At 30.9% G+C, this 23,817-nt stretch carries 22 protein-coding genes; 16 read left to right on the forward strand and 6 right to left on the reverse strand.

The features are described 5' to 3' along the window. Nucleotides 1-64: 64 nt before the first annotated feature. Nucleotides 65-2,701 carry a valine--tRNA ligase gene (locus tag BXY80_RS01695; RefSeq protein ID WP_120199488.1) on the reverse strand — a complete coding sequence of 879 codons (2,637 nt, stop codon included), beginning with the start codon at nt 2,699-2,701 and terminating at the stop codon, nt 65-67. Between the two features lie 185 nt (nt 2,702-2,886). Between BXY80_RS01695 and BXY80_RS01700 the strand changes: the two genes are divergently transcribed. Next, on the forward strand, nt 2,887-3,312 hold the full coding sequence (locus BXY80_RS01700; protein ID WP_120199489.1) for a DUF1573 domain-containing protein: 426 nt from the start codon (nt 2,887-2,889) through the stop codon (nt 3,310-3,312). A gap of 39 nt (nt 3,313-3,351) precedes the next feature. Here BXY80_RS01700 and BXY80_RS01705 read toward each other — a convergent pair whose 3' ends face one another. Continuing rightward, nucleotides 3,352-4,686, reverse strand: a complete 1,335-nt coding sequence (locus tag BXY80_RS01705) for a retropepsin-like aspartic protease (protein ID WP_120199490.1) — start codon at nt 4,684-4,686, stop codon at nt 3,352-3,354. Nucleotides 4,687-4,805: 119 nt separating this feature from the next. Here BXY80_RS01705 and BXY80_RS01710 point away from each other — a divergent pair, with 119 nt between their 5' ends. The 4 genes from BXY80_RS01710 to BXY80_RS01725 all read left to right on the forward strand — a co-directional run bounded on the left by BXY80_RS01710 (nt 4,806) and on the right by BXY80_RS01725 (nt 8,570). Beyond that, entirely contained in the window at nt 4,806-5,996 is a 1,191-nt protein-coding gene (locus tag BXY80_RS01710; protein ID WP_120199491.1) for a pyridoxal phosphate-dependent aminotransferase, read from the forward strand. Beyond that, entirely contained in the window at nt 5,996-7,009 is a 1,014-nt protein-coding gene (murB, locus tag BXY80_RS01715; protein ID WP_120199492.1) for a UDP-N-acetylmuramate dehydrogenase, read from the forward strand. Before BXY80_RS01710 ends, murB begins: the two co-directional genes overlap by 1 nt. Nucleotides 7,010-7,242: 233 nt before the next feature. After that, the gene (locus BXY80_RS01720; protein WP_120199493.1) at nt 7,243-7,773 is read left to right on the forward strand and encodes an RNA polymerase sigma factor; all 531 of its coding nucleotides are present in this window, start codon (nt 7,243-7,245) and stop codon (nt 7,771-7,773) included. An 11-nt stretch (nt 7,774-7,784) separates the two neighbouring features. Further along, a complete protein-coding gene (locus tag BXY80_RS01725; protein ID WP_120200321.1) occupies nt 7,785-8,570 on the forward strand; it encodes an anti-sigma factor in 786 nt (261 codons plus the stop codon). Between the two features lie 70 nt (nt 8,571-8,640). On the opposite strand, the gene aqpZ is transcribed toward BXY80_RS01725, so the two are convergent. Beyond that, on the reverse strand, nt 8,641-9,327 hold the full coding sequence (gene aqpZ, locus BXY80_RS01730) for an aquaporin Z (protein ID WP_120199494.1): 687 nt from the start codon (nt 9,325-9,327) through the stop codon (nt 8,641-8,643). Between the two features lie 258 nt (nt 9,328-9,585). Here aqpZ and BXY80_RS01735 point away from each other — a divergent pair, with 258 nt between their 5' ends. The 6 genes from BXY80_RS01735 to BXY80_RS01760 all read left to right on the forward strand — a co-directional run bounded on the left by BXY80_RS01735 (nt 9,586) and on the right by BXY80_RS01760 (nt 15,695). Beyond that, on the forward strand, nt 9,586-9,789 hold the full coding sequence (locus BXY80_RS01735; protein ID WP_120199495.1) for a membrane or secreted protein: 204 nt from the start codon (nt 9,586-9,588) through the stop codon (nt 9,787-9,789). An 84-nt stretch (nt 9,790-9,873) separates the two neighbouring features. Next, nucleotides 9,874-10,908 carry a glycosyltransferase gene (locus tag BXY80_RS01740; protein ID WP_120199496.1) on the forward strand — a complete coding sequence of 345 codons (1,035 nt, stop codon included), beginning with the start codon at nt 9,874-9,876 and terminating at the stop codon, nt 10,906-10,908. Further along, entirely contained in the window at nt 10,899-11,447 is a 549-nt protein-coding gene (locus BXY80_RS01745) for an RNA polymerase sigma factor (RefSeq protein WP_120199497.1), read from the forward strand. The genes BXY80_RS01740 and BXY80_RS01745 overlap by 10 nt, the downstream gene beginning before the upstream one ends. Nucleotides 11,448-11,544: 97 nt before the next feature. Further along, a complete protein-coding gene (gene lipA, locus BXY80_RS01750; protein ID WP_120199498.1) occupies nt 11,545-12,423 on the forward strand; it encodes a lipoyl synthase in 879 nt (292 codons plus the stop codon). Further along, nucleotides 12,423-13,439 carry a type I glyceraldehyde-3-phosphate dehydrogenase gene (gap, locus tag BXY80_RS01755; protein WP_120199499.1) on the forward strand — a complete coding sequence of 339 codons (1,017 nt, stop codon included), beginning with the start codon at nt 12,423-12,425 and terminating at the stop codon, nt 13,437-13,439. The genes lipA and gap overlap by 1 nt, the downstream gene beginning before the upstream one ends. A 30-nt stretch (nt 13,440-13,469) precedes the next feature. Continuing rightward, on the forward strand, nt 13,470-15,695 hold the full coding sequence (locus BXY80_RS01760) for an ATP-binding protein (protein ID WP_120199500.1): 2,226 nt from the start codon (nt 13,470-13,472) through the stop codon (nt 15,693-15,695). On the opposite strand, the gene lpxK is transcribed toward BXY80_RS01760, so the two are convergent. Next, complete coding sequence (lpxK, locus tag BXY80_RS01765) at nt 15,692-16,702, reverse strand: tetraacyldisaccharide 4'-kinase (RefSeq protein ID WP_120199501.1); 1,011 nt, start codon at nt 16,700-16,702, stop codon at nt 15,692-15,694. The genes BXY80_RS01760 and lpxK overlap by 4 nt on opposite strands. A gap of 45 nt (nt 16,703-16,747) precedes the next feature. On the opposite strand from lpxK, the gene BXY80_RS01770 reads away from it, so the two are divergent. The 3 genes from BXY80_RS01770 to msrA all read left to right on the forward strand — a co-directional run bounded on the left by BXY80_RS01770 (nt 16,748) and on the right by msrA (nt 19,411). After that, entirely contained in the window at nt 16,748-17,842 is a 1,095-nt protein-coding gene (locus BXY80_RS01770) for a Nif3-like dinuclear metal center hexameric protein (RefSeq protein ID WP_120199502.1), read from the forward strand. 2 nt (nt 17,843-17,844) lie between these two features. After that, on the forward strand, nt 17,845-18,624 hold the full coding sequence (locus BXY80_RS01775) for a zinc ribbon domain-containing protein (protein ID WP_120199503.1): 780 nt from the start codon (nt 17,845-17,847) through the stop codon (nt 18,622-18,624). Nucleotides 18,625-18,754: 130 nt separating this feature from the next. Further along, entirely contained in the window at nt 18,755-19,411 is a 657-nt protein-coding gene (gene msrA / locus BXY80_RS01780) for a peptide-methionine (S)-S-oxide reductase MsrA (RefSeq protein WP_120199504.1), read from the forward strand. Here msrA and BXY80_RS01785 read toward each other — a convergent pair. Continuing rightward, a complete protein-coding gene (locus BXY80_RS01785; RefSeq protein WP_394340455.1) occupies nt 19,408-20,211 on the reverse strand; it encodes a class I SAM-dependent methyltransferase in 804 nt (267 codons plus the stop codon). The genes msrA and BXY80_RS01785 overlap by 4 nt on opposite strands. Nucleotides 20,212-20,413: 202 nt before the next feature. Then, nucleotides 20,414-20,833 carry a (4Fe-4S)-binding protein gene (locus BXY80_RS01790; RefSeq protein ID WP_120199506.1) on the reverse strand — a complete coding sequence of 140 codons (420 nt, stop codon included), beginning with the start codon at nt 20,831-20,833 and terminating at the stop codon, nt 20,414-20,416. Between the two features lie 119 nt (nt 20,834-20,952). Between BXY80_RS01790 and kynU the strand changes: the two genes are divergently transcribed. Continuing rightward, a complete protein-coding gene (gene kynU / locus BXY80_RS01795; protein WP_120200322.1) occupies nt 20,953-22,221 on the forward strand; it encodes a kynureninase in 1,269 nt (422 codons plus the stop codon). An 82-nt stretch (nt 22,222-22,303) separates the two neighbouring features. Further along, on the forward strand, nt 22,304-23,704 hold the full coding sequence (locus BXY80_RS01800; protein ID WP_120199507.1) for an FAD-dependent oxidoreductase: 1,401 nt from the start codon (nt 22,304-22,306) through the stop codon (nt 23,702-23,704). The last annotated feature ends 113 nt before the right edge of the window (nt 23,705-23,817 follow it).

The raw sequence follows: 23,817 nt of genomic DNA on the forward strand, positions 1-23,817 counted from the left end.
CAAAACGTAATAAAAATAGGGAACCAATACTTAGCTCCCTTTATATGATAAATTAAATACGTTTTTAATTTAAACTTGCTAAGCTAGATTTTAATGTTTCTATTTTAGCTAAAGTATCTGCTTCTTTTTTACGTTCTAAAACAATAACCTGTTCTGGTGCGTTGCTTACAAATCGTTCATTTGATAGTTTTTTTTGAATACCAAACAAGAAACCTTCTGCTCTTTTTAACTCTTTAGTTAACTTATCAATTTCTTCTTCTACATTAATATTATCTAAAGAAATAGGAACAAAATATTCATTTGATTTCACTCTAAATGAAGCGCCATCAACCTTTTCTTCTACATAGTTAATTACTACTATGTTTGTCAATTTTTTAATAACAACATCAAAACTATTGGTGTAATTTTCATTGTTAACTACAGACAACTCAATTGGATCTTTGAAAGGAATATTTTTATCCTTTCTAATAGTTCTAATTCCTGAAACTACATCTGAAGCAAAATCAAACTGATTTATTAAGCTCTCATTTACTGTTGCTGTTTGTGGATACCTTGCTATAATTAAAGCATCATCAGGCGTTCTTTTTTTTATTGATTGCCAAATTTCTTCGGTAATAAAAGGCATAAACGGATGTAATATTTTTAAATTGTCTTCAAAAATGGCAATTACATCATTATATGTTTTAGCATCAATAGGTTGTTGATACGCTGGTTTTATAATCTCTAGTAACCATCCGCAAAAATCATCATAAATTAATTTATAAATAGCCATTAAAGCATCACTTAATCTGTATTTACTATAATGGTCTTCTATTTCAGATAGTGTTTTTTGAAATTTAGCTTTATACCACTCTAAGCCTATTTTACTTGATTTGGGTTGTTCTACAGTTTCAGAAACTTCCCATAATGTTGTTAAGTAAAAAGCACTCCAAACTTTATTCCCTAATCCTTTCCCTTGTTGACATAAAGCTTCATCAAACATTAAATCATTACCAGCTGCAGAACTCAATAACAAACCAACACGAACACCATCTGCACTATAATTTTCAATAAGTTTTAATGCGTCTGGAGAGTTTCCGAGTGACTTAGACATTTTTCGTCTTTGCTTATCTCTTACGAGACCTGTTAAATAAACATTCTCGAAAGGTTTTTCATTTTTATATTCATAACCTGCTATAATCATACGTGCTACCCAAAAGAATAAAATATCTGGACCAGTAACCAAATCGTTGGTTGGGTAATAGTATTTTATTTCTTCATTTTCGGGGTTACGAATTCCATCAAAAACACTCATAGGCCATAACCAAGATGAGAACCAAGTATCTAAAGCGTCTTTATCTTGTGTTAAATCTTCTGCTTTCAATGCTGCATTTCCTGATTTATCTTGTGCTAGTTTTAAGGCTCTTTCTTTATTTTCTGCAACTACAAAATCATTTTTCCCATCGCCGTAGAAATACGCAGGAATTTGTTGTCCCCAAAGTAATTGGCGAGAGATATTCCAATCTCTTATGTTTTCCATCCAATGACGATAAGTGTTTTCAAACTTCTTTGGAAACAATTTAATTTCAGAATCTTTGTTTAAAACAGCTTTTATTGCAGGCTTTACCAAATCTTCCATTTTTAAAAACCATTGATCGCTTAAACGAGGTTCAATAACAGCTTTTGTACGTTCACTTGTGCCTACTTTATGAGTAATGTCTTCAGTTTTAACAAGAATACCCATTGTTTCTAACTCTTTGGCAACATCTTTTCTAGCTACAACACGATCTTTTCCTTGATGATGTAATCCAAAACTGTTCATTGAACCATCTTCATTTAATACATCTATAACTTCTAAATCATGTCTGTCACCAATTTCCTTATCATTTACATCATGAGCAGGTGTCACCTTTAAACATCCTGTACCAAATTCTACATCTACATAATCATCTTCGATTATTGGAATTACACGATTACAAATTGGTACAATTACTTTTTTACCTTTTAATGATGTAAATCGTTCATCATTTGGATTAACACACACTGCTGTATCTCCTAAAATTGTTTCTGGTCTTGTTGTAGCAATGGTTACAAATCGATTTTCATTTTCAATTTGATATTTTACATAGTACAACTTATCTGTGCGTTCTATATAAATTACCTCTTCATCTGACAATGTCGTTTTTGCCTCAGGATCCCAATTTACCATACGATATCCTCGGTATATCAATCCTTTATTGTGCAAATCAACAAATACCTTGATAACAGCTTCATTCATATCATCATCCATCGTAAACTTAGTACGACTCCAATCGCATGAGCAACCTAATTTTTTGAGTTGCTCTAAAATAACACCTCCATATTCATGTGTCCACTCCCAAGCATGTTTTAAAAACTCTTCTCTTGTTAAATCATTTTTATCAATACCTTGTTCTTTAAGTTTAGCAACAACCTTTGCTTCTGTAGCAATAGATGCGTGATCTGTTCCAGGAACCCAACATGCATTTTTACCTTGCAAACGAGCTCTACGAATTAGCACATCTTGAATAGTATTATTAAGCATGTGCCCCATATGCAAGACTCCTGTTACATTTGGTGGTGGAATTACTATAGTATATGGTTCTCTTTCATCTGGTGTTGAATGGAAATAGTTATGTTCCATCCAGTAATCGTACCATTTGCTTTCTACACTTGATGCTAAGTATTTTGATGGTATGCTCATGCTTTGGTATTGTTTTTGTATAGTAACCAACAAAAGTACTTATATTTCTTTTTTTGCGAAATTATTAAAACAAATAATCGAATATATTTTAATAATAGCGTTAATATATGTGTAATACATCTAATTAATTTTGCAGAACGCTAAAAAGTAAGTAGTTTTGATAGTATCAATTTAAAATTAAAATGATGAAAAATTTAGTACTAATTTTGTTTGTAGGATTACTTAGCTTTGGTGCTTTAGCACAAGATAAAGTAGCAAAAATAGAATTTAAAACTGATGTAATAGATTACGGAACTATTGAAAAAGGTTCAGATGGTGTTAGAGTGTTTGAATTTACAAATACGGGTAACGCTCCTTTAATTATATCTAAGGTAAAGTCTACTTGTGGTTGTACAGTGCCAAAAAAACCAGATGGACCAATTTTGCCTGGAGAAACAGGTGAGATTTCTGTAAAGTATGACACTAAAAGAGTTAATCCTATTAGAAAGACTATTACAGTTACGTCTAATGCAGACACACCAACTGTTGCTTTAAAAATTAAAGGTTTAGTTGTCGATTCTAGTAAGACAAGTGTTCTTGAGAAAAAAACTAAAAGTGTTATTGAACAATAATCACTTTTTAAATAATATTAATATTTAAAAGAGCTCCCATTATGGGAGTTCTTTTTGTTTAAACACATCTTCAAGTCTAAATTGATGATTAGTAATTACTCCATTTCTATCAACTTTTATACGTATATTTTTGCCATTTTCAGCACGAAACATTTGATTTATTTCTTGAAGGCTTGACATATGTGCTTCTTTACCATTAATGACAATAATTATGTCTCCTATTAAAAGTCCTGCTTTTTCAGCAGGAGAATCTTTTCTAAGTTCAACAATAGTATAAGCTGGCTTTAAAGCGTATTTATATAAAGTAACTACATTTATTGTTGTTCCAGTACTTGCGCCTTCTTTACTTCTTTCAACATATCCTTGTTCTTCTTTTACTATTCTAACTCCGTTTTGCTCTAAAACAATACCGCTTTTATTATAATAAAAAGAAGATTTAAAATTCCTATTCTTTCTTAAAGTAAGTTTAGCATTACCATAATCAACAATCATATTAAAACGCTTTAATATTTCACCCGAAAGACTCCCATTTCTTTTCTTATGTTTACGCGCATAGCTTATAGCAATTGAATCTGGAAAGGCTGCATTAACATCCTTTAATTCAAAACTTTTTAATTTTAATGAATTAACTTTTGATCGCTTACCATACACACTCCCACTTAATCCTTTTCCTAAGAAATCAACAAAATATTTATCTTCATGTGGTATAATTCCAAGTTCATCATCTTCAAATAACCATAACGCATCTCCACTTCCAGAATCAATTAGAAGCTTAATGGGGATAAGCTTAGATTCAATTTTAACTTCGCCATCAATATATGGTTTATTATTAAAAAAAGTTAAATTAAACGTTTCGCACTTTTTACAATCTTTATACACATATTTATCTGGTTTATATAATTTTAGATATTTAGACGTATAATTTATGTCAACTATAAAATCTTTAAAAACGTCATAACCAATAATTCCATGTACAGGAACACCTAATCTGGGTGTAAAATTTATAGCATTATCAAAAACAACATAAATATCCTGATTCACATTTAAAGCATTTCCAATTTTAAAAAAATTTCTTTTTGATTTTAAAGCCTCTATTGGTTCGCCTCCACCTAAGCCTCTTAAATATATGGTTTCTACGTTATTTATTTGAAGTGAATCTGTATTGGTTATATTAAATAATATAGGTTTGCTAACGCCTGAATCTAACAAAAAAGATAGTTTTATACCATTAACCTCAACTGGTACAATAATTAAATTATCTATTAATTGAAATCTAATTTTGTCGCTATCCTTTCTTGGTAAATTAAACCTACTTTGCGAAAAACTAATTGCAGTGAACAATAAGCCTGTAAGTATAACGTATTTTTTAAACATATAACTGTTAATGATTTACAACAAGTTACAAATCTTAACTCTAAATTATTTTTTTAAGCTCATTTTTTAAATAAACTTTAAGATAATTTTCAGAACTTTACCATCTAAATTTGTCAAACATGCCAACAATTTCAGATAAAGGAGCTTTAATGCCCGAATCACCAATTAGAAAATTAGTCCCTTATGCCGAAAAAGCTTATAAAGAAGGTAAAACTGTTTATCATCTAAACATAGGTCAACCAGATATCAAAACCCCACAAATAGCATTAGATGCTGTTAAAGTGCATTCGTTAAACATTCTTGCCTATACACGATCAGAAGGTTCTGAAGAATATCGCCAAAAAATAGCTAATTATTATGCAAAAAACGATATCTACGTAAAACATGATGATATCATAGTAACTACTGGTGGCAGTGAGGCTCTTCTATTTACTTTTGGAAGCATCATGGATGTTGATGATGAAATTATTATTCCTGAACCTTTTTATGCAAATTACAATGGGTTTTCTACAGCTTCAGGCGTTAAAGTTGTTCCGGTAATTTCAAAAATTGAAGATAATTTTGCGCTTCCAGCTATTGAAGAATTTGAAAAACTAATTACCCCAAAAACAAAAGCAATTCTAATATGCAACCCCGGAAATCCAACAGGTTATTTATATTCTAAAGAGGAGATACAAAAGCTTGCTGCTATTGTAAAAAAGCATGATTTATTTTTAATAGCAGACGAAGTTTATCGTGAATTTGCTTATGATGGAAACAAACATTATTCTATAATGCAAGATTTTGGACTAGAAGATTACGCAATTGTGATAGACTCTGTATCTAAACGTTATAGCATGTGTGGTGCTAGAATTGGGTGTCTTGTATCAAAAAACAAAGATGTTATAAAAACAGCTTTAAAATTTGCTCAAGCAAGGTTAAGTCCGCCAACTTTAGCTCAAATTGCTAGTGAAGCTGCACTTGAAACACCACAAAGTTACTTTGATGAAGTCATTACAGAGTATGTAGAAAGGCGAAATACCTTAATAACAGAATTGCAAAAAATAGAAGGTGTAAAGGTTGCCAAACCTAAAGGTGCTTTTTATTGTATTGCTGAGCTACCTGTAGCTAACTCAGATGATTTTGCGCAATGGCTTTTAGAAGAGTTTGATGTAAACGGAGAAACCATAATGGTTGCTCCAGCTGCAGGTTTTTATTCAACACCTGGAGTTGGGTTAAACCAAATTAGAATTGCATACGTATTAAATAAAGAAAGTCTTATTAAGTCAGTTAATATTTTAAAAGAAGCTTTAAAAGCATACAATAATTAATGCAAATACTAGAAAATATATCTTTAAAAGAATATAATACTTTTGGTATAGATGTTAAAGCAAAGCATTTTGTTTCTGTATCTTCTCTAGATCAATTAAAAACAGTTTTTTCTTCAGAAGCCTTTCCTAAAAAATTTATTTTAGGTGGCGGAAGTAATATGCTGCTCACAAAAGATATCGATGCTTTAGTTGTTCATTTAAATTTAAAAGGAAAGCAAATTCTTTCAAAAACAGAAACTGAGGCTTTTGTTGAAAGCCAAGCAGGCGAAAACTGGCATGACTTTGTGCTTTGGACTTTAGATAACAATTTTGGAGGTTTAGAAAACTTATCACTCATCCCAGGAAATGTTGGCACAAGTCCAATACAAAATATTGGAGCTTATGGCGTTGAATTAAAAGATGCGTTTTACTCATGTAAAGCCTTAAATCTTGAAACTTTAGAAGTCGAAACATTTTCTAATTTACAATGTGAGTTTGATTATCGAAATTCTATTTTCAAACAACATGCTAAAGGAAAATACATTATTATAAGTGTGATTTTTAAATTAACTACCAAAAATCACCTGCTACATACTAACTATGGTGCAATTACTTCAGAGTTAGAAAGCATGAGTATTGAACAGCCAACTATTCAAGACATATCAAAAGCAGTAATTGCAATTCGGGAGAGCAAGCTCCCAAACCCAAAAAAAATTGGTAATTCAGGAAGTTTTTTTAAAAACCCAATTATTTCAAAAGATGCATTTTTAAAACTACAAAACAATTTTCCTAATGCACCACATTATGTGGTTTCTGATACTGAAATTAAAGTGCCTGCAGGCTGGCTTATAGAACATGCTGGTTTTAAAGGGAAGACTTTTAACAACTATGGTGTTCATAAAAAACAAGCACTTGTACTTGTAAGTTATGGAGGTGCAAAAGGAGAAGATATTTTAAAACTGGCACAACTTATTCAAAAAACTATATATCGTCTTTTTGAAATTAAAATTGAAACCGAAGTCAACATTATATAAAGAAGAAGCCTCAAATTAATTTGAGGCTTCTTAATTACTATAGAATAGTATGAAAATGCTATTAATCAATTTCTTTAAAAGAAAGTTTAATTCTACAGTTGTATATATGATAATGGATTAAATTTCGTTTTAGTAATATTTTACTAATTTTACCACCTTAACCTATATACGTATAAAACACCCCATTCGGATTTTTATAATTCATTTTTAACAAAAATCAAAACCATAATTTTTTGAGTACACCAATAGAACAACATATTGTAAAGCTACTAGAGAAAGGCGATAAAAAAGCAATTAATCTGCTATATGAAAATTATTCAAGCAGTCTCTATGGTGTTATTTTAAAAGTGACAATTAACGAAGAATTAGCTCAAGATGCGCTTCAAGAAACCTTTGTGAAAATTTGGAAAAATGCTAAAAAATACGATTCTAAAAAAGCAAAACTTTTTACTTGGCTATATAGAATTGCAAGAAATACAGCCATTGATAAACTAAGAAGTCATAACAAGAAATTTGATAAAGAAGTCCAAATAGACAAATCTAACGTATATATTCTACCAACAGTTAGTTTAAATCAAGATGTTATAGATTTAAAAGAACATGTTGCTAAGCTGGACAACAAGTATCAAATTGTACTCAAAGCCTTATTTTTTGAAGGCATGACACAACAAGAGGCAAGTGATGAATTAGAAATTCCGTTAGGTACAATAAAGTCTAGATTAAAAATTGGATTGCGAGAATTAAAAAAAATTTACAATCCATAAAATAGATGGCTATGGAAACAAAACTACATTCTTTTTTACAGTCTGGTATATTAGATAAATATATACTAGGCACTACTTCTGCTTCAGAAAATTTAGAAGTAGAACATTATATTTCAACCTATCCAGAAGTTGAAAAAGAATATAATAGATTACAAGATAATTTAGAAACTATCGCAAAAGCAAATGCTGTAGAAGCACCTAAATTTATTTTAGATGCAATTAATGATGAGTTAAATGAAACTCCAGTTATTAATTTACAATCACAAAACAGAAAAACACCTTGGTATAGTATTGCTGCAAGTATTGCTGCCTTAATATTTGCTGGAACTGCGTTTTTAATGTATCAGCAAAATCAATTATTACTTAATGAAAACCAAGTTGTAGTAGATGAAATTTTTGATTTACGTCAAGACATAGAACAAAACAATGGAAAGTTAGACGCCGTTATGCGTCAGTTTATGAAACTTAATAACCCAGAAACTGAAAAGTATGTTTTAAGAGGAAATGAACGTGCAAAAGACTTAAAAACCGTAGCATATATTAATGCTGTTGATAAAACATCTATGATAGATGTATTATCGCTTCCGCAATTACCAGAAAATCAAACGTATCAAATTTGGGCAGAGATGCAAGACAGAATGGTTAATCTCGGTATTTTAGATGCTTCAGAAAGACAATTTCAATCTATTCCGTATATGGAAAATGCTTTAGCATTAAGCATAACTATTGAGCCAAAAGGAAGTAATGCTTCTGAAAATGCTGAAAAGGCAGTTGCAGAAATATCGCTTAAAGATTAACAACATTTATATAAAAACGAAAGCTCCTTTGTTATTTTCAAAGGAGCTTTTTTTATATCAAAAAAATAAATTATTCTTTATCAAAAAGTGCTTTATGAATAAACCCAGCAACTAAAGCACCAGCAATTGGAGCTAACCAAAACAACCATAATTGAGGTACATATTCGCCTCCTGCAAATAATGCTTGACTTGTAGAACGTGCAGGATTAACTGACGTATTTGTTACAGGAATACTAATTAAATGTATTAACGTTAACCCTAAACCTATAGCAATTGGCGCAAATCCTTTAGGAGCTTTAACGTTTGTACTTCCTAAAATAATTAACAAGAAAAACATAGTTAATAAAAATTCAACAATTAAAGCTGACATCATAGAATATCCACCAGGAGATAAATCTCCATAGCCATTAGCAGCAAAACCACCAGCATCATTAAAGCCAGACTTTCCAGATAAAATAAGATACAATGCGCCTGCTGCAACCACTGCACCAATTAATTGCGCAATTATGTAACCAATTAAATCTTTAGCTGGAAATTTTCCACTTGCCCAAAGACCAAAAGATACCGCTGGATTAAAATGTCCTCCAGAAATATGTCCAACAGCATAAGCCATTGTTAATACAGTTAGACCAAAAGCTAATGCAACACCAACAAAACCAATTCCTAATTCTGGGAATCCTGCAGCAAAAATTGCACTACCACAACCTCCAAATACAAGCCAAAATGTACCAAAGAATTCTGCAAATAATTTTTTCATAAGTAATAATTTTAAAAGTTAGTTAATTAAAAATACATATAATCAACAATATGACACCAAAAGTGTTAAAAAGTCACACAACTCATAATTTACTAAATAGCAGTTTATAACACATAATTGTTATAGAAAATCAGCTAAAAGCAGTATCTTTGTAAAAATTTTAATAGATGAAACATTCATGACTAAATTTTCTTCTATCTAAGAGAATATTTATGTGAATGTTCCATGTGGCCATTAAAAAACAATAGATAAAAACACATGAAACTTTTATTAATCACCTTATTATTATTAGGCTTAGGAATTGCAGGAATTGCTATAAAAATCTGGGCTAAAAAAGACGGAAAATTTGCAGGCACATGTGCAAGTCAAAACCCTATGCTAAATACAGAAGGTGAATCTTGTGGTTTTTGTGGCAAAACACCAGACCAGTTTGAAAACTGCAACGAAACTCAACATTCATAAGCATTGACATCGTTATTTGAAGTAGTATTCTACAGCTTTATAATAGTTGTTACCATTCAAATAATTTATTATGGCTTCGTTTTTATGAATTTTTCTTTTCATAAAGAATCAGCCTCAACTTCAAAAAACATTGCTATATCTGTTCTTATTTGCGCAAAAAATGAAGCAGAAAATTTAAAACAATTTTTACCGTCAATTCTTGAACAAGAGTATCAAAACTTTGAAGTTGTTTTAATTAATGACGACTCAACAGATGAGACTTTAAAAGTCATGGAGGCTTTTAAAGAGAAGCACAGCTCCATTAAAATTGTAAATGTAAAAACTATCGAAAAATTTTGGGGAAACAAAAAGTACGCGCTTACATTAGGCATAAAAGCTGCTACACATAACTTTTTACTCTTTACTGATGCAGATTGCAAACCAGTTTCAAGACATTGGATAAGTGAAATGAGTAGTCATTTTTCTAACACAAAATCTATTGTTATAGGTTATGGTGCTTATAAAAAAATTAAAGGTTCTTTTTTAAACAAACTAATTCGTTTTGAAACCTTACTATCTGCTACACAATATTTTTCTTACGCGATATTAGGTCAACCATACATGGCTGTTGGCAGAAATCTTGCTTATAGAAAAGAAACTTTCTTTGTAGCAAATGGTTTCATGAACCATATGGAAATTAAATCTGGAGATGATGACTTATTTATAAATCAAGTGTCTAATAAATTAAACACATCTATTTCTATTTCTAAAAACAGTTTTACTTTATCTGAACCTAAAACATCTTTTAAAGCATGGATTAAACAAAAACAAAGACATATTAGTACCGCAAAACATTATAAATTTAAACATAAGATTGCATTAGGCCTTTTTTATACATCTCAACTTCTGTTTTGGGTACTCGCAATTTTATTACTAAGTACATTATTTAATTGGAAAATAGTTTTAGCTCTAATAACCTTAAGATTTAGTATTCAATTTATTAGTTTAGGTTTAATCTCAAAAAAGTTAAATGAAAAGGGACTTATCATCCTTTTTCCGTTTCTTGAATTATTTTTAATTACATTTCAATTCTATATCTTTATAAAAAATCTTATATCAAAACCTCAGCACTGGAAATAAAAGAAGCTATTGAAAAAGCAAAAGACAATGACCAAATTGCCTTTAACTTTTTGCTAGATAAGTTTTGGAATGATGTTTATGGATTTCAAATTAAACGTACTAAAAACGAAAATGACGCTGAAGATATAACCATTCAAACATTTTCTAAAGCTTTTGATAAAATACATACTTATAAAGACAAATATGTATTTAAAACATGGTTAATAACCATTTCAAAAAATATTCATATTGATTTAATTAGAAAACAAAAATCTACAATTGCCAATACTTCCAGACATGGTGATGAAAATGAGTTTTATGATATTATAGACGAATCACCTTCACCTGAAGACAAATTAATTACCGAACAAAATTTAGCAAAATTACTTAGAGACATAAAAAAATTGAAACCTCATTATCAAGACGTGATTAACCTTAGATATTTTCAGGAGTTAAGTTATAAAGAAATATCTGAGCAACTTGAAGAACCAATTAACAATGTTAAAGTAAAGCTTTTAAGAGCTAAAAAATTACTAGCAGAAATTATTACTAAAAAATAACCTTTTCAATCTAAAAATTATAAGCTGAGGCTTAGGTTTAAAAACAGTATATTACAATTTTACTTTGTATCTTTGCTTTTTGAAATTTCAATAATTGATGGATACTAAAACAGCTTCAAATACAGCAACAGAACGTCAACCAAAACCTAAATGGCTTCGTGTAAAATTGCCTACTGGTAAAAAATATACTGAGCTTAGAGGTCTTGTAGATAAATACAAACTCAATACTATTTGTACATCTGGTAGCTGCCCTAATATGGGAGAATGTTGGGGAGAAGGTACTGCAACCTTTATGATTTTAGGAAATATTTGCACACGTTCTTGCGGATTTTGTGGTGTAAAAACTGGTCGCCCAGAAACTGTAGATTGGGATGAGCCAGAAAAAGTTGCGCGTTCAATTAAAATCATGAATATTAAACATGCTGTATTAACAAGTGTTGATAGAGATGATTTAAAAGATATGGGAAGCATCATGTGGTCAGAAACTGTAAAAGCAGTAAGGCGTATGAACCCAGAAACTACTTTAGAAACTTTAATTCCAGATTTTCAAGGTATCGAACAACATATTGATAGAATTATTGATGTTGCGCCAGAAGTTGTATCTCATAATATCGAAACTGTAAGAAGACTTACTAGAGAAGTAAGAATACAAGCAAAATACGACAGAAGCCTTGGTGTGTTAAAGTATTTAAAAGCGCAAGGACAACGACGCACAAAATCTGGTATTATGCTAGGTCTTGGAGAAACTCGTGAAGAAGTAATCGCTACACTTCACGATCTTAAAGATAATGATGTTGATGTTGTTACTATAGGGCAATATCTTCAGCCAAGTAAAAAACATCTTCCTGTTCAAGAATTTGTAACTCCAGAACAGTTTGACGAGTACAAAAAAATTGGTTTAGATTTAGGCTTTCGTCATGTAGAAAGTAGTGCTTTAGTACGTTCTTCATACAAAGCTCAAAAACACATTAACTAATGATTAATGTTGCTATTAATGGTTTTGGAAGAATTGGACGTAGAGTATTTCGTCTTATTCAAGAAAGAAATGACATTCAAGTTGTTGCTATAAACGATTTGGCAGATGCTAAAACCTTGAGTCACTTATTAAAGTACGATAGTATTCATGGTGTATCAAATCAATCTATATCTCATTCTGAAAAAACTATAATTGCAAACAATAAAAGTATTCCGCTTCTAAATGAAACACATCCAAAAAATCTAGATTGGAATCCTTACAATATTGATTTTGTAATTGAAGCCACAGGTAAATTTAAAGCAGCTTCAGATTTAGAATTTCATATTAAAAATGGAGCCAATCGCGTTATTTTGAGTGTTCCTCCATTAAAAGATGATATAAAAACCGTAGTTCTTGGCATAAATGAAGATATTCTAAATGGTGACGAGACTATAATATCTAATGCATCATGTACCACAAATAATGCGGCTCCAATGATTTCTGTTATTGATGAATTATGTGGCGTAAGGCAAGCTTATATCACCACAGTACACTCGTACACAACAGATCAAAGCTTACATGATCAACCTCATAGAGACCTACGTCGTGCTAGAGCAGCTGGTCAATCAATAGTTCCAACCACAACTGGAGCAGCAAAAGCATTGACAAAAATTTTTCCTAAACTTTCAAATGTTATTGGCGGTTGTGGCATAAGAGTTCCTGTTGCTAATGGTTCTTTAACCGATATTACATTTAATGTTGACAAAACTGTATCTATAAACGATATTAATTCTGCATTTAAAAAAGCTTCAGAAACACATTTAAAAAACATATTAGAATATACAGAAGACCCAATTGTATCTATTGATATTGTTGGTAATACGCACTCTTGCATTTTCGATTCTCAAATGACTTCGGTTATCGGAAATATGATAAAAATTGTAGGTTGGTACGATAATGAGACTGGTTATTCATCAAGAATTTTAGATTTAATTTGCAATTTATCGGATAAATCATCACTTTTATCGAATAAATAATTATATTTGTTCAAAATAAGTGGCCTAAATATGTCCCAAATTAAGTATTACATAGTTGCTTTATTTATATGTTTATCATTTTCATTAACAGCACAAACCAATGCTGAGAATGATACAGATGTATTAAAAATGCGCGTTAAAAACCTTATCACTCAATCTAGTTTTGATAGTGAAAGAGGTCAGTATTTTAATGCAAAAGATAACTTAGACAAAGCCTTAGAAATAGCCATTTCTATAGAAGACAGGCAAAGCGAAGGCATCATACATACCAAAATTGCAAAACTTCAGTATGCAATTAACGAACCTGAAAAAGCTTTAGTATCTCTTACAAAAGCTTCAGAAATACAAAGAGAAATTAATGATTATGCAAATCTTGCTATTTCATATAGTATAAGAGGTGTTTTACATTCTAGTAAAAAAGAATACCAAACAGCTCTAGATTATTTTAACTCAGCAAAAACTAAATTCGAAGAAGAAAACTTAGAGGAGTTTATTTCTGAAGTTACGTTAAACGAGGCTAAAATTTACCTTGAGCAAGAAGATTATAAAACGGCTAAATCTTTATTAGAAAAGACTATTGTATTAGCAAAAAAATACAAGCAAAACAACATACATAGTAATGCGCTTATTTATAGCGGAAAAGTATTAGAAAAACTTGATAATACAGAATTGGCACTTTCTATGACCAATGAAGGTCTAGAGATTGCAAAACAAAATAAACTTGCCGAAAACATTAATGAAAGCTATGTTACTTTAAGTGACATTTATCAAGAAAACGAGAATTATAAGTTAGCAAATCAGTACTTAATGAAACATATTAAGTTATCTGATTCTATATTAAATATAAAGCGCGAAAACCTTTCACCAGAACGAAGAGCAGAATACATTAATGCTTATAATGATGCTGATTATCAAAAATTAAAAACTCAGGTTGAAGAGCAAGAATCTGAAAGTAGTTTAGCTAAAATCACAACCATTTTAAGTATTGCCTTAATTACCATTTTATCCTTACTTACACTTTCGTTATATAAAAACAATAATATTAGGCTAAAGACCAACAATATGCTCCATAAAAAAAATGATGAGCTCATTGTTGCTATGGAAAAAGCAGAATTAGCTTCAAAAACTAAGGCCAACTTTTTATCAACCGTAACGCATGAGCTCAGAACACCTTTATATGCCGTTACTGGTCTTACAAACATGCTATTAGATGAAAAGCCTAAAGAAGATCAAATTCCTCATTTAAAGTCTTTAAAATTCTCTGGTGATTATTTATTGACGTTTATAAATGATATACTCCAAATTAATAAAATTGAAGCTAATAAAGTAGAACTAGATCCAGAGCTATTTAACTTAAAAATGAAAGTTGAAAATGTAGTTTCTGCCCTTAACAATTCTGCTTTAGATAATAATATTATAACACATTTTGAGTATCAAGAAGATTTACCAGAAACCTTCTATGGTGATAATTTAAAAATATCTCAAATACTAATAAACCTAATAGGTAACTCTATAAAATTCACTAAAGATGGTGACATTTGGGTTCGTGTTTATGGTATAGATAAAAAAGGGGATAACCATACAGTTAGATTTGAAATAGAAGATAACGGAATTGGTATTTCTAAAGAAAAACAAGAAAATATGTTTGAGAGTTTTTCTCAAGGCTCTATACAAATTAATAGAAAGTATGGCGGAACAGGACTTGGTCTTTCTATCGTAAAAGGACTTATTGAGATCTTAAAAGGTAAAATTTATTTAAAGAGTGAGCTCGGAAAAGGAACAACTTTCTTTTTTGAAATACCACTTACCTATGCTGAAGAAACTAAAAAAATTATTAAGGAAGATTATTCAAAAAACATCAACAAATTGGACATTAGCAACATTAAAATTTTGATTGTAGAAGACAACAAAATTAATCAAATGATTACCAAGAAAATCTTGAATAAGATGAATCTTGAATGTGATATTGTAGATAATGGAGAAGCTGCAGTAGAAAAAGTAAAAGAGAATAATTACGATGTGGTATTAATGGATATTCACATGCCAGGAATTAGTGGTTTAGAAGCCACAAAGATCATTAGAACGTTTGATAAAGAGTTAACCATTTTTGCTTTAACAGCTGTTACTTTAGAAGACAAAATGCATGAGTTTGACGAAGCTGGTTTTGATGATATTATCTCTAAGCCTTTTAAACAAGATGATTTCGAAAAGAAATTATACCAAGCACTTGTACAAAACACAACGGCTTCTGTTTAAAAATTATGTACAAACTTTTTTACTAGTTTAATTAATGCTGTTGAGTCATCAATAGCAGTTTCAATAGGTAGATAAAATAATTTTTCTGATACCTTAAAATGAGGCTTTAACCTCATATAATCCTTTTCTGTTGTTATAACAAGTTCCTTTTGCTTTAAGTTTTCTATCTCATGTTGAGAAAAATTATGATGGTCTTTAAAACTTAAATGTTCAAAACTTAATCCATTCAATTTTAAATACTCTACTAAAGGCTTTGGATTTGCAATTCCTGTTACCAATGTAAATGATTTGTCTTTCAAGCTCTTTAAATCTATTGCTTTCTTAGCTCCAAAAACCTTTTCTGAATAAGAAATATAACTAAAAAATAAGCGTTGATGCGAAGCTAATTTTAAAGCCTTTTTAATAGCTTCTTTTTTATTAGCGTCTAATTGTTCTGGACATTTAGTAACTATAATGACATCTGCTCTTTTAGCTCCAGATCTTGGCTCTCTCAAATTTCCGGTAGGTAATACAATATCATTTACGTATAAATTATCATATGCCGTTAATAAAATATTAAAACCTGCTTTCACCTTTCTGTGCTGATAAGCATCATCTAACAAAATAACTTGAGTCTTATCTTTTAAAGCTAATAATTGCTGTATCCCATTTTGCCTATTAGCATCTACACTAACAAGTACATCATCAAACTTTTTATAAAATTGAAATGGCTCATCGCCAACTGTTGATGCACTTGCATTAACATCTGCAATTACAAAGCCTTCACTTTTTCGTTTATAACCTCTACTAAGCGTAGCAATTTTATATTCAGGTTTTAATGCTCTAATAAGGTACTCAATCATAGGTGTTTTTCCAGTACCTCCAACACTTAAATTACCAACACAAATAATTGGTAAATCAAATTTAGAACTAGGTTTAACACCTAAATCATAAGCTTTATTTCTTAACCAAGTAACCAAATAATAAATAGGTACAACAGGAAATAGAATGTATCTCAAAAATTTCATCTCAACGAAAGTATAATATTTTATCTTTGAAACAAATTCATAATTATGATTGTAAAAGATGTTATTAATTATTTAGAAGAATTAGCGCCTTTAAATTATGCCGAAGATTTTGATAATGTTGGTTTGCTAGTCGGTGATAAATCCACTAAAATAACAGGTATTCTTGTAACTTTAGACACGCTTGAAGCTGTTGTAGATGAAGCTATTAAAAACAATTGCAATCTAATTGTAAGTTTTCACCCAATAATTTTTAAAGGCTTAAAAAAGTTAAACGGAAAAACATATGTAGAACGTGTTGTTATAAAAGCTATACAAAATAACATAGCAATTTATGCAATGCATACCGCTTTAGATAATGCATTACAAGGTGTAAATGATATTATATGCAATACGCTAGGCTTAACAAATAAAAAAATACTACTTCCTCAAAAAGGAACTATAAAAAAGCTCACAACTTACGTCCCAAAAAATAATGCTCAACAATTAAGAGCGGCCTTATTTAAAAGTGGCGCTGGAGAAATTGGCAATTATGCAAATTGTAGCTTTAATACAGATGGTTTAGGTACATATATGGGCAACTCTAACTCAAATCCTACACTTGGCGAAAGAGATAAACTACACACCGAAGAGGAAACCCAAATTTCTGTTACCTTTAAAAAACATTTAGAAACTAAGGTTTTAAATACACTTTTTGAAAATCACCCTTATGAAGAAGTCGCTTTTGAAGTTACAACGCTTGATAACTACAATCAAACCATAGGAATGGGAATGATTGGAGAACTAGAAAAAGAGGTGAAAGCAGAAGATTTCTTAAATTTTGTGAAAAATAAAATGAAATCTTCTAGTATAAGACATTCAAAACTCATAAATAAACCAATTAAAAAAGTTGCTGTACTTGGAGGTTCTGGGAGTTTTGCTATTCAAGCTGCAAAGGCTGCCAATGCTGATGTTTTTATAACTTCAGATTTAAAATATCATGACTTTTTTATGGCAGAAGACACTATTATTTTAGCAGATATTGGGCATTATGAAAGCGAACAGTACACAAAAACGTTTTTAGCTGATTATCTCTCAAAAAAAATCACTAATTTTGCAGTCGTTTTATCAATGACAAATACCAATCCAGTAAAGTATTTTTAATTATGGCAAAAAAAGTTGAAATTTCTGTTGAAGATCGTTTAAGAGCATTATACGATTTACAATTAATTGATTCTAGAATCGATGAAATTAGAAACGTAAGAGGAGAACTTCCTTTAGAGGTTCAAGATTTAGAAGATGAAGTAGAAGGTCTTAATACTAGACTTGAAAAGCTAGGTACTAGCCTTGATTTGGTTGATGAAGACATCAAATCAAAAAAGAATTTAATTGAAGAAGCTAAAGCTTTAATAAAAAAATATTCTGAACAACAAAAGAACGTTAGAAATAACAGAGAATTTAATTCTTTAACTAAAGAAGTTGAATTTCAAGAATTAGAAATTCAATTAGCAGAAAAGCATATTAAAGAATTTAAAGTTCAAATTGAGCAGAAAAAAGAAGTTATTTCTGAAACTAAAGACAGACTTAAAGATCGCACAACGCATTTAAAACATAAGCGTAGCGAATTAGATGCAATTTTAGCTGAAACTCAAAAAGAAGAAGAAGCTTTAATCAAAAAATCTGATGATTACCAAAAACAGATTGAAGACAGACTAGTAAAAGCATATTTAAGAATTCGTAATAATGTAAAAAACGGACTTGCAGTAGTAGCTATTGAAAGAGGCGCTTCTGGAGGATCGTTCTTTACAATTCCGCCACAAGTTCAAGTTGAGATTGCTTCGCGTAAAAAAGTAATTACAGATGAGCATAGTGGACGTATTTTAGTTGATGCCGTATTAGCTGAAGAACAAAAAGCAAAAATGGAAAAAATGTTTGCTAAACTATAAACAACCATTTTACAGATATAGTAAAGCCTTCTATTTTAGAAGGCTTTTTTTTGCTTCTTATTATAAAAACAAATTAATCTGTTAAGGTTTTACCTTTTAATACGTCTATTTAGTTATAAAATTTTTAGAAATGAAGCATTTACTCCCAATTATACTAATTACGTTATTATTTAGCTGTCAAAACACAGCACAAGTTAACTCAAAGCAACAGGCTATTATTGATGCCGAGCCTGTAATTGTACCATTAAAAGACGGAAAAGCTAGAGCGTATTTTGCTAGTGGTTGTTTTTGGTGTGTAGAAGCTATTTATGAAAGCGTAAAAGGTGTAGAAGAATCAATATCTGGATATTCTGGAGGATATTCAAACAATCCAACTTATGAGTCTAGTAATACAGGTAGAACAGGACATGCTGAAGCTGTAGAAATTATTTACGATCCAAATATTGTAAGCTTTGCTACATTAGTAGACGTCTATTTTGGTTCACAAAATGTAACACAAGTAAATGGTCAAGGTAATGATAGAGGCTCACAATATCGTTCTATTATTTTTTATCAAAACGACGAACAAAAACAAATTATACTAGAAAAAAAGGAAGCTTTGGCTAAAAAGCTAAATGTAAAAGTTGCTGCCGAAGTTTATCCGTTTCAAAAATTCTGGGTAGCCGAAGATTACCATCAAGACTACGAGCGTTTACACCCAAATCATCCTTATATTCAAAACGTTTCTGTTCCTAGGCTAAACAGATTCAAAAAGAAATTCCCAGAGTTAATCAAAAGAAGCCACTAAAGTTTAGTTGCTTTTAACTCAAAAAGTAAAGGATAAAGACCATCTTTAGTTTTATACATCCCAGATTTTGTTTTAATTAAATCTGGTAGTACATCATACGGACTTTCGTCATGTTCATTTAAAAAATCAATTCGTAATCCTGCCTCAGTTAGTGCTGTTACTACTTCGCCTAAACCATGATTCCATCCATATTCTTTACTAATCATTTTTGAGTTTTGGTCTGCATAAGTCCCTTCGTACTCTTCATAAATTACTTCATCTTGATTGTATCCATATTTTAGTTCAGACTTCCCATTGGTATAATCAAACATCCACACAATTGGGTGAAATTCTACCATATAAAATTCGCCTCCTTTTTGTAATCGTTCAGCAATCATATTAGCCCAAGGTGTTAAATCTGGTAACCAACCAATAACACCATAGCTTGTAAATACAATATCAAATGTTTCTTGAATATATTTTGAAGTCTCTAATACATTACAACAAAAAAATCCTGCATCAAGTTGCAATTCATTATTTAATGTTTTTGCTATTTCAATAGCTTCATCACTAATATCAACACCAACACACTTAGCTCCTAACCTGCTCCAACTTAACGTATCTTGACCAAAATGACATTGCAAATGCAATAATGATTTTCCAGAAACATCTCTAAGCGCATTCAATTCGTAAGGCATTAATGACGTTTTTCCTTTTTTAAAAGCATCTAGATTATAAAATTCACTTGCAGAATGCACTTTTGCTTTCTCGTTCCAAGTTGCTTTATTAACCTCAAAAAAATCGTCTTCTTTATTCATCATCTTATTATAACTATTAAGCAATATAGTATTTAATATTATTTGGCATAAAATTTGAATTACATTTTGTAATTATAACAAGGTTATTACGACTTAAATCGTATCTATTTTAAACAGCGTTTTTTCCGCATTATGCGTCTATATATATTAAAAGTGCTTCAATGAATTTTGAAGCACTTTTTCCTTTTTATCAATAAATTATAGATTACCCTTTAAACTCAGCTTTTATATGTGTACCATCACAATAAGGCTTGTTATTTGATGAACCACATCTGCAAAAAGCAGTCGTTTTATTTTTGGTTTCCACATTACCATGTTTATCTGTTACTTTAAGCGTACCATAAACTAGTAAAGGGCCATTTTCTAAAACCTCAACTTTTGTTTTAAGTGTTTCGGCAGTATTGTCACCTTCGGCATTCATGTAATAGCGTAAAGCTCCAGAAGGACATTGCTTCACTTGATTAATAATTGTTGTGGTATTAGCAGCATCAATTTTAACCCAAGGTCGTTCTCTAGGCTGAAAAACTTCAGGCAAACCTTTTGCACAAATAGCAGAATGAATACACTTTTCAGCTTCCCAAACTACTGTGGTTTCTCCATTACTATATTCTCTTATTTTTCCCATAACTAGATTATTTCTTTTAAAGATACAAAAAAAAGAAAAAGACTAATTATCTCTTTTTTTACACTTCATTCCTAACGTATTAATTCCTATTTTTGTTGGAAACCGAAAATCAATTCACTTTGTCCAACTATCAATCTGGTCTTGAATACGCAAAGCAACAAGACGCTTTAGACGAATTATCAAGCTATAGAAACCAATTTCATATTCCAAAAGACAAATATGGAAATGAACTTATTTACCTCTGCGGAAACTCGCTTGGATTACAACCAAAAACCACTAAAGCATATATTAATCAAGAACTTGAAGATTGGGCTAATTTAGGTGTAGAAGGTCACACAGATGCAAAAAACCCATGGTTACCATATCATGAGTTTTTAGCAGAAAGCACAGCAAAATTAGTTGGCGCAAAACCAATTGAAGTCGTTACAATGAACTCGCTTACTGCAAATTTACATTTTATGATGGCTTCGTTTTACAAGCCTACTAAATCACGTTACAAAATTGTTATTGAAAGTGACGCATTTCCTTCAGATAAATATGCTGTAGAATCACAACTACGTCATCATGGTTATGATGATAAAGAAGGTTTAATACTTTGGACACCTCGAAAAGGCGAAGAGTTATTACGTTATGAAGATTTAGAAACAATTTTAGAACAACAAGGTGAGCAAATTGCATTAGTAATGATTGGTGGTGTAAACTACTATACAGGACAGTTTTTCGATTTTAAACGTATTACAAAACTAGGTCACAAACATGGCTGCATGGTTGGTTTTGATTGTGCCCATGGCGCAGGAAATGTTGATTTAGATTTACATAACTCTGGAGCAGATTTTGCCGTTTGGTGTACTTACAAATATTTAAACTCTGGCCCAGGAAGTTTATCTGGATGTTTTGTACATGAACGCCATGCTTACGATAAAACCTTAAACCGATTTACAGGTTGGTGGAGTCATAATAAAGAAACGCGTTTTAATATGCGTCACGAATTTGATGTATTGCCAGGTGCAGAAGGATGGCAGTTAAGTAATCCGCCTATTTTATCTATGGCAGCAATTAAAGCGTCGTTAGATATGTTTAACAAAGTAGGTATTAAAAAACTTAATAAAAAGTCTAAAAAACTTACAGGTTATTTTGAGTTCTTATTAAAACAATTAGGTGAAGATACTATTAAAATTATTACTCCAGAAAACCCAGATGAACGTGGTTGTCAATTATCTATTCAAGTATTAAACGCAGACAAATCATTACATAATAAATTAACAGAAGCAGGTGTAATTAGTGATTGGCGAGAGCCAGATGTGATTCGCTGTGCTCCAGTACCTTTATATAATTCGTTTGAAGATGTATACCAGATGGTTGAAAAAATGAAAAAAATATTAAATTAACATGTCATTCCGCACTTGATGCGGAATCCACTATAAATTGAAGTTTAATTAATTAAGATTCCTGCTTTCGCAGGAATGACATATGAAAAACAAACAACAAAACATACTCATTATTGGTGCAGGACTCTGCGGAAGCCTTCTTGCATTACGATTAGGACAACGTGGATATAATGTTACCGTTTTTGAAATGCGTCCAGATTTACGAAAAACAGATATTTCTGCAGGACGTTCTATTAACTTAGCGTTTTCGGATCGTGGCAATAAAGCCATGAAATTAGTTGGCATAGAAGATAAAGTAAAAGCGTTGTGCATCCCAATGAATGGTCGTATGCTTCATGATAAAGAAGGTAATACATTCCTTTCAAATTATAGCGGACGCGAGCATGAATACATTAATTCTATTTCTCGTGGAGAGCTTAATGGTCTATTACTAACTGAAGCCGAAAAACATGATAATGTTACCATTCATTTTAATAAAAAATGTAAATCGGTTGATTTTGAAAAAACAACAGCTTTATTTCAAGACTACAATACCAAGAAAGAATTTGTAGAAGATGCAGATGCAATTTTTGCTACAGATGGTGCTGGTTCTGCTATGCGAAAAAGTTACTATTTAGGTAAAAAATTCTTGTTTAGTTTTTCTCAAGATTACTTAACACATGGTTATAAAGAATTAAGCATTCTTCCAACAAAAACTGGAGATTATAAAACCTATAAAAACGCCTTGCATATTTGGCCAAGAGGCGCATTTATGCTTATAGCTTTACCCAATTTAGATGGCAGTTTTACAGTAACACTCTTTTTAGGTTATGATGAAGGCGAATACAATTTCAATAATTTAACAACACCAGAAATCGTTACAGAGTTCTTCCAAAAAGAATTCCCTGATGCTTTAGAACTCATGCCAAACTTAGTTGAAGACTTTTTTGATAACCCAACTGCACCTTTAGGAACCGTAAAATGTTCACCATGGCATTATAAAGGTAATACGCTACTTATGGGAGATTCGGCTCATGCTATTGTTCCGTTTTACGGACAAGGTATGAATGCCTCTTTTGAAGATGTTGTAGAATTTGATGCCGTTTTAGATAAACATGAAGGAAACTGGGAAACCGTTTTTACCGAATACGAAAAAAACAGAAAGAAAGATACTGATGCTATTGCCGATTTAGCGATAGATAATTTTCATGAAATGAAAGACCACGTTGGTCAAGCCATATTTCAAGAAAAGCGAAAAATTGAAATGGCTTTAGAAAAAGAATTTCCAAAAGACTATTCATCAAAATACAGCCTAGTAACCTTTAATGAACATATTGGTTATCGAGAAGCAATGCTTAAAGGTCGTGCTCAAGATAAAGCCATATTGAATATGTTATCAGATGGTGTTATTTCTCCAACTGGTAATATGAAAGACATTTTAAACAAAGTAAAACAAGAAACCGAAGCCATTTTAGAAGACGATAGAGTTGCTGGATTAAAATGAGTTAGCAGTTAGCAGTTAGCAGTTAGCAGTTAGCAGTTAGCAGTTAGCAGTTAGCAGTTAGCAAAATAAAAAGATATATTGGGAAATGATATAACCTAGTAAAGTTCATGTCC

Source organism: Ichthyenterobacterium magnum (assembly GCF_003610635.1).
GTDB classification, from domain to species: domain Bacteria; phylum Bacteroidota; class Bacteroidia; order Flavobacteriales; family Flavobacteriaceae; genus Ichthyenterobacterium; species Ichthyenterobacterium magnum.

Bases quoted from the DNA above. Each gene is read 5' to 3' on its own strand.
- BXY80_RS01695 (WP_120199488.1), bottom strand. From the start codon at position 2,701: ATGAGCATACCATCAAAATACTTAGCATCAAGTGTAGAAAGCAAATGG.
- BXY80_RS01700 (WP_120199489.1), top strand. From the start codon at position 2,887: ATGAAAAATTTAGTACTAATTTTGTTTGTAGGATTACTTAGCTTTGGT.
- BXY80_RS01705 (WP_120199490.1), bottom strand. From the start codon at position 4,686: ATGTTTAAAAAATACGTTATACTTACAGGCTTATTGTTCACTGCAATT.
- BXY80_RS01710 (WP_120199491.1), top strand. From the start codon at position 4,806: ATGCCAACAATTTCAGATAAAGGAGCTTTAATGCCCGAATCACCAATT.
- murB (WP_120199492.1), top strand. From the start codon at position 5,996: ATGCAAATACTAGAAAATATATCTTTAAAAGAATATAATACTTTTGGT.
- BXY80_RS01725 (WP_120200321.1), top strand. From the start codon at position 7,785: ATGGAAACAAAACTACATTCTTTTTTACAGTCTGGTATATTAGATAAA.
- aqpZ (WP_120199494.1), bottom strand. From the start codon at position 9,327: ATGAAAAAATTATTTGCAGAATTCTTTGGTACATTTTGGCTTGTATTT.
- BXY80_RS01735 (WP_120199495.1), top strand. From the start codon at position 9,586: ATGAAACTTTTATTAATCACCTTATTATTATTAGGCTTAGGAATTGCA.
- BXY80_RS01740 (WP_120199496.1), top strand. From the start codon at position 9,874: ATGAATTTTTCTTTTCATAAAGAATCAGCCTCAACTTCAAAAAACATT.
- lipA (WP_120199498.1), top strand. From the start codon at position 11,545: ATGGATACTAAAACAGCTTCAAATACAGCAACAGAACGTCAACCAAAA.
- gap (WP_120199499.1), top strand. From the start codon at position 12,423: ATGATTAATGTTGCTATTAATGGTTTTGGAAGAATTGGACGTAGAGTA.
- BXY80_RS01760 (WP_120199500.1), top strand. From the start codon at position 13,470: ATGTCCCAAATTAAGTATTACATAGTTGCTTTATTTATATGTTTATCA.
- lpxK (WP_120199501.1), bottom strand. From the start codon at position 16,702: ATGAAATTTTTGAGATACATTCTATTTCCTGTTGTACCTATTTATTAT.
- BXY80_RS01770 (WP_120199502.1), top strand. From the start codon at position 16,748: ATGATTGTAAAAGATGTTATTAATTATTTAGAAGAATTAGCGCCTTTA.
- BXY80_RS01775 (WP_120199503.1), top strand. From the start codon at position 17,845: ATGGCAAAAAAAGTTGAAATTTCTGTTGAAGATCGTTTAAGAGCATTA.
- msrA (WP_120199504.1), top strand. From the start codon at position 18,755: ATGAAGCATTTACTCCCAATTATACTAATTACGTTATTATTTAGCTGT.
- BXY80_RS01785 (WP_394340455.1), bottom strand. From the start codon at position 20,211: ATGATGAATAAAGAAGACGATTTTTTTGAGGTTAATAAAGCAACTTGG.
- BXY80_RS01790 (WP_120199506.1), bottom strand. From the start codon at position 20,833: ATGGGAAAAATAAGAGAATATAGTAATGGAGAAACCACAGTAGTTTGG.
- BXY80_RS01800 (WP_120199507.1), top strand. From the start codon at position 22,304: ATGAAAAACAAACAACAAAACATACTCATTATTGGTGCAGGACTCTGC.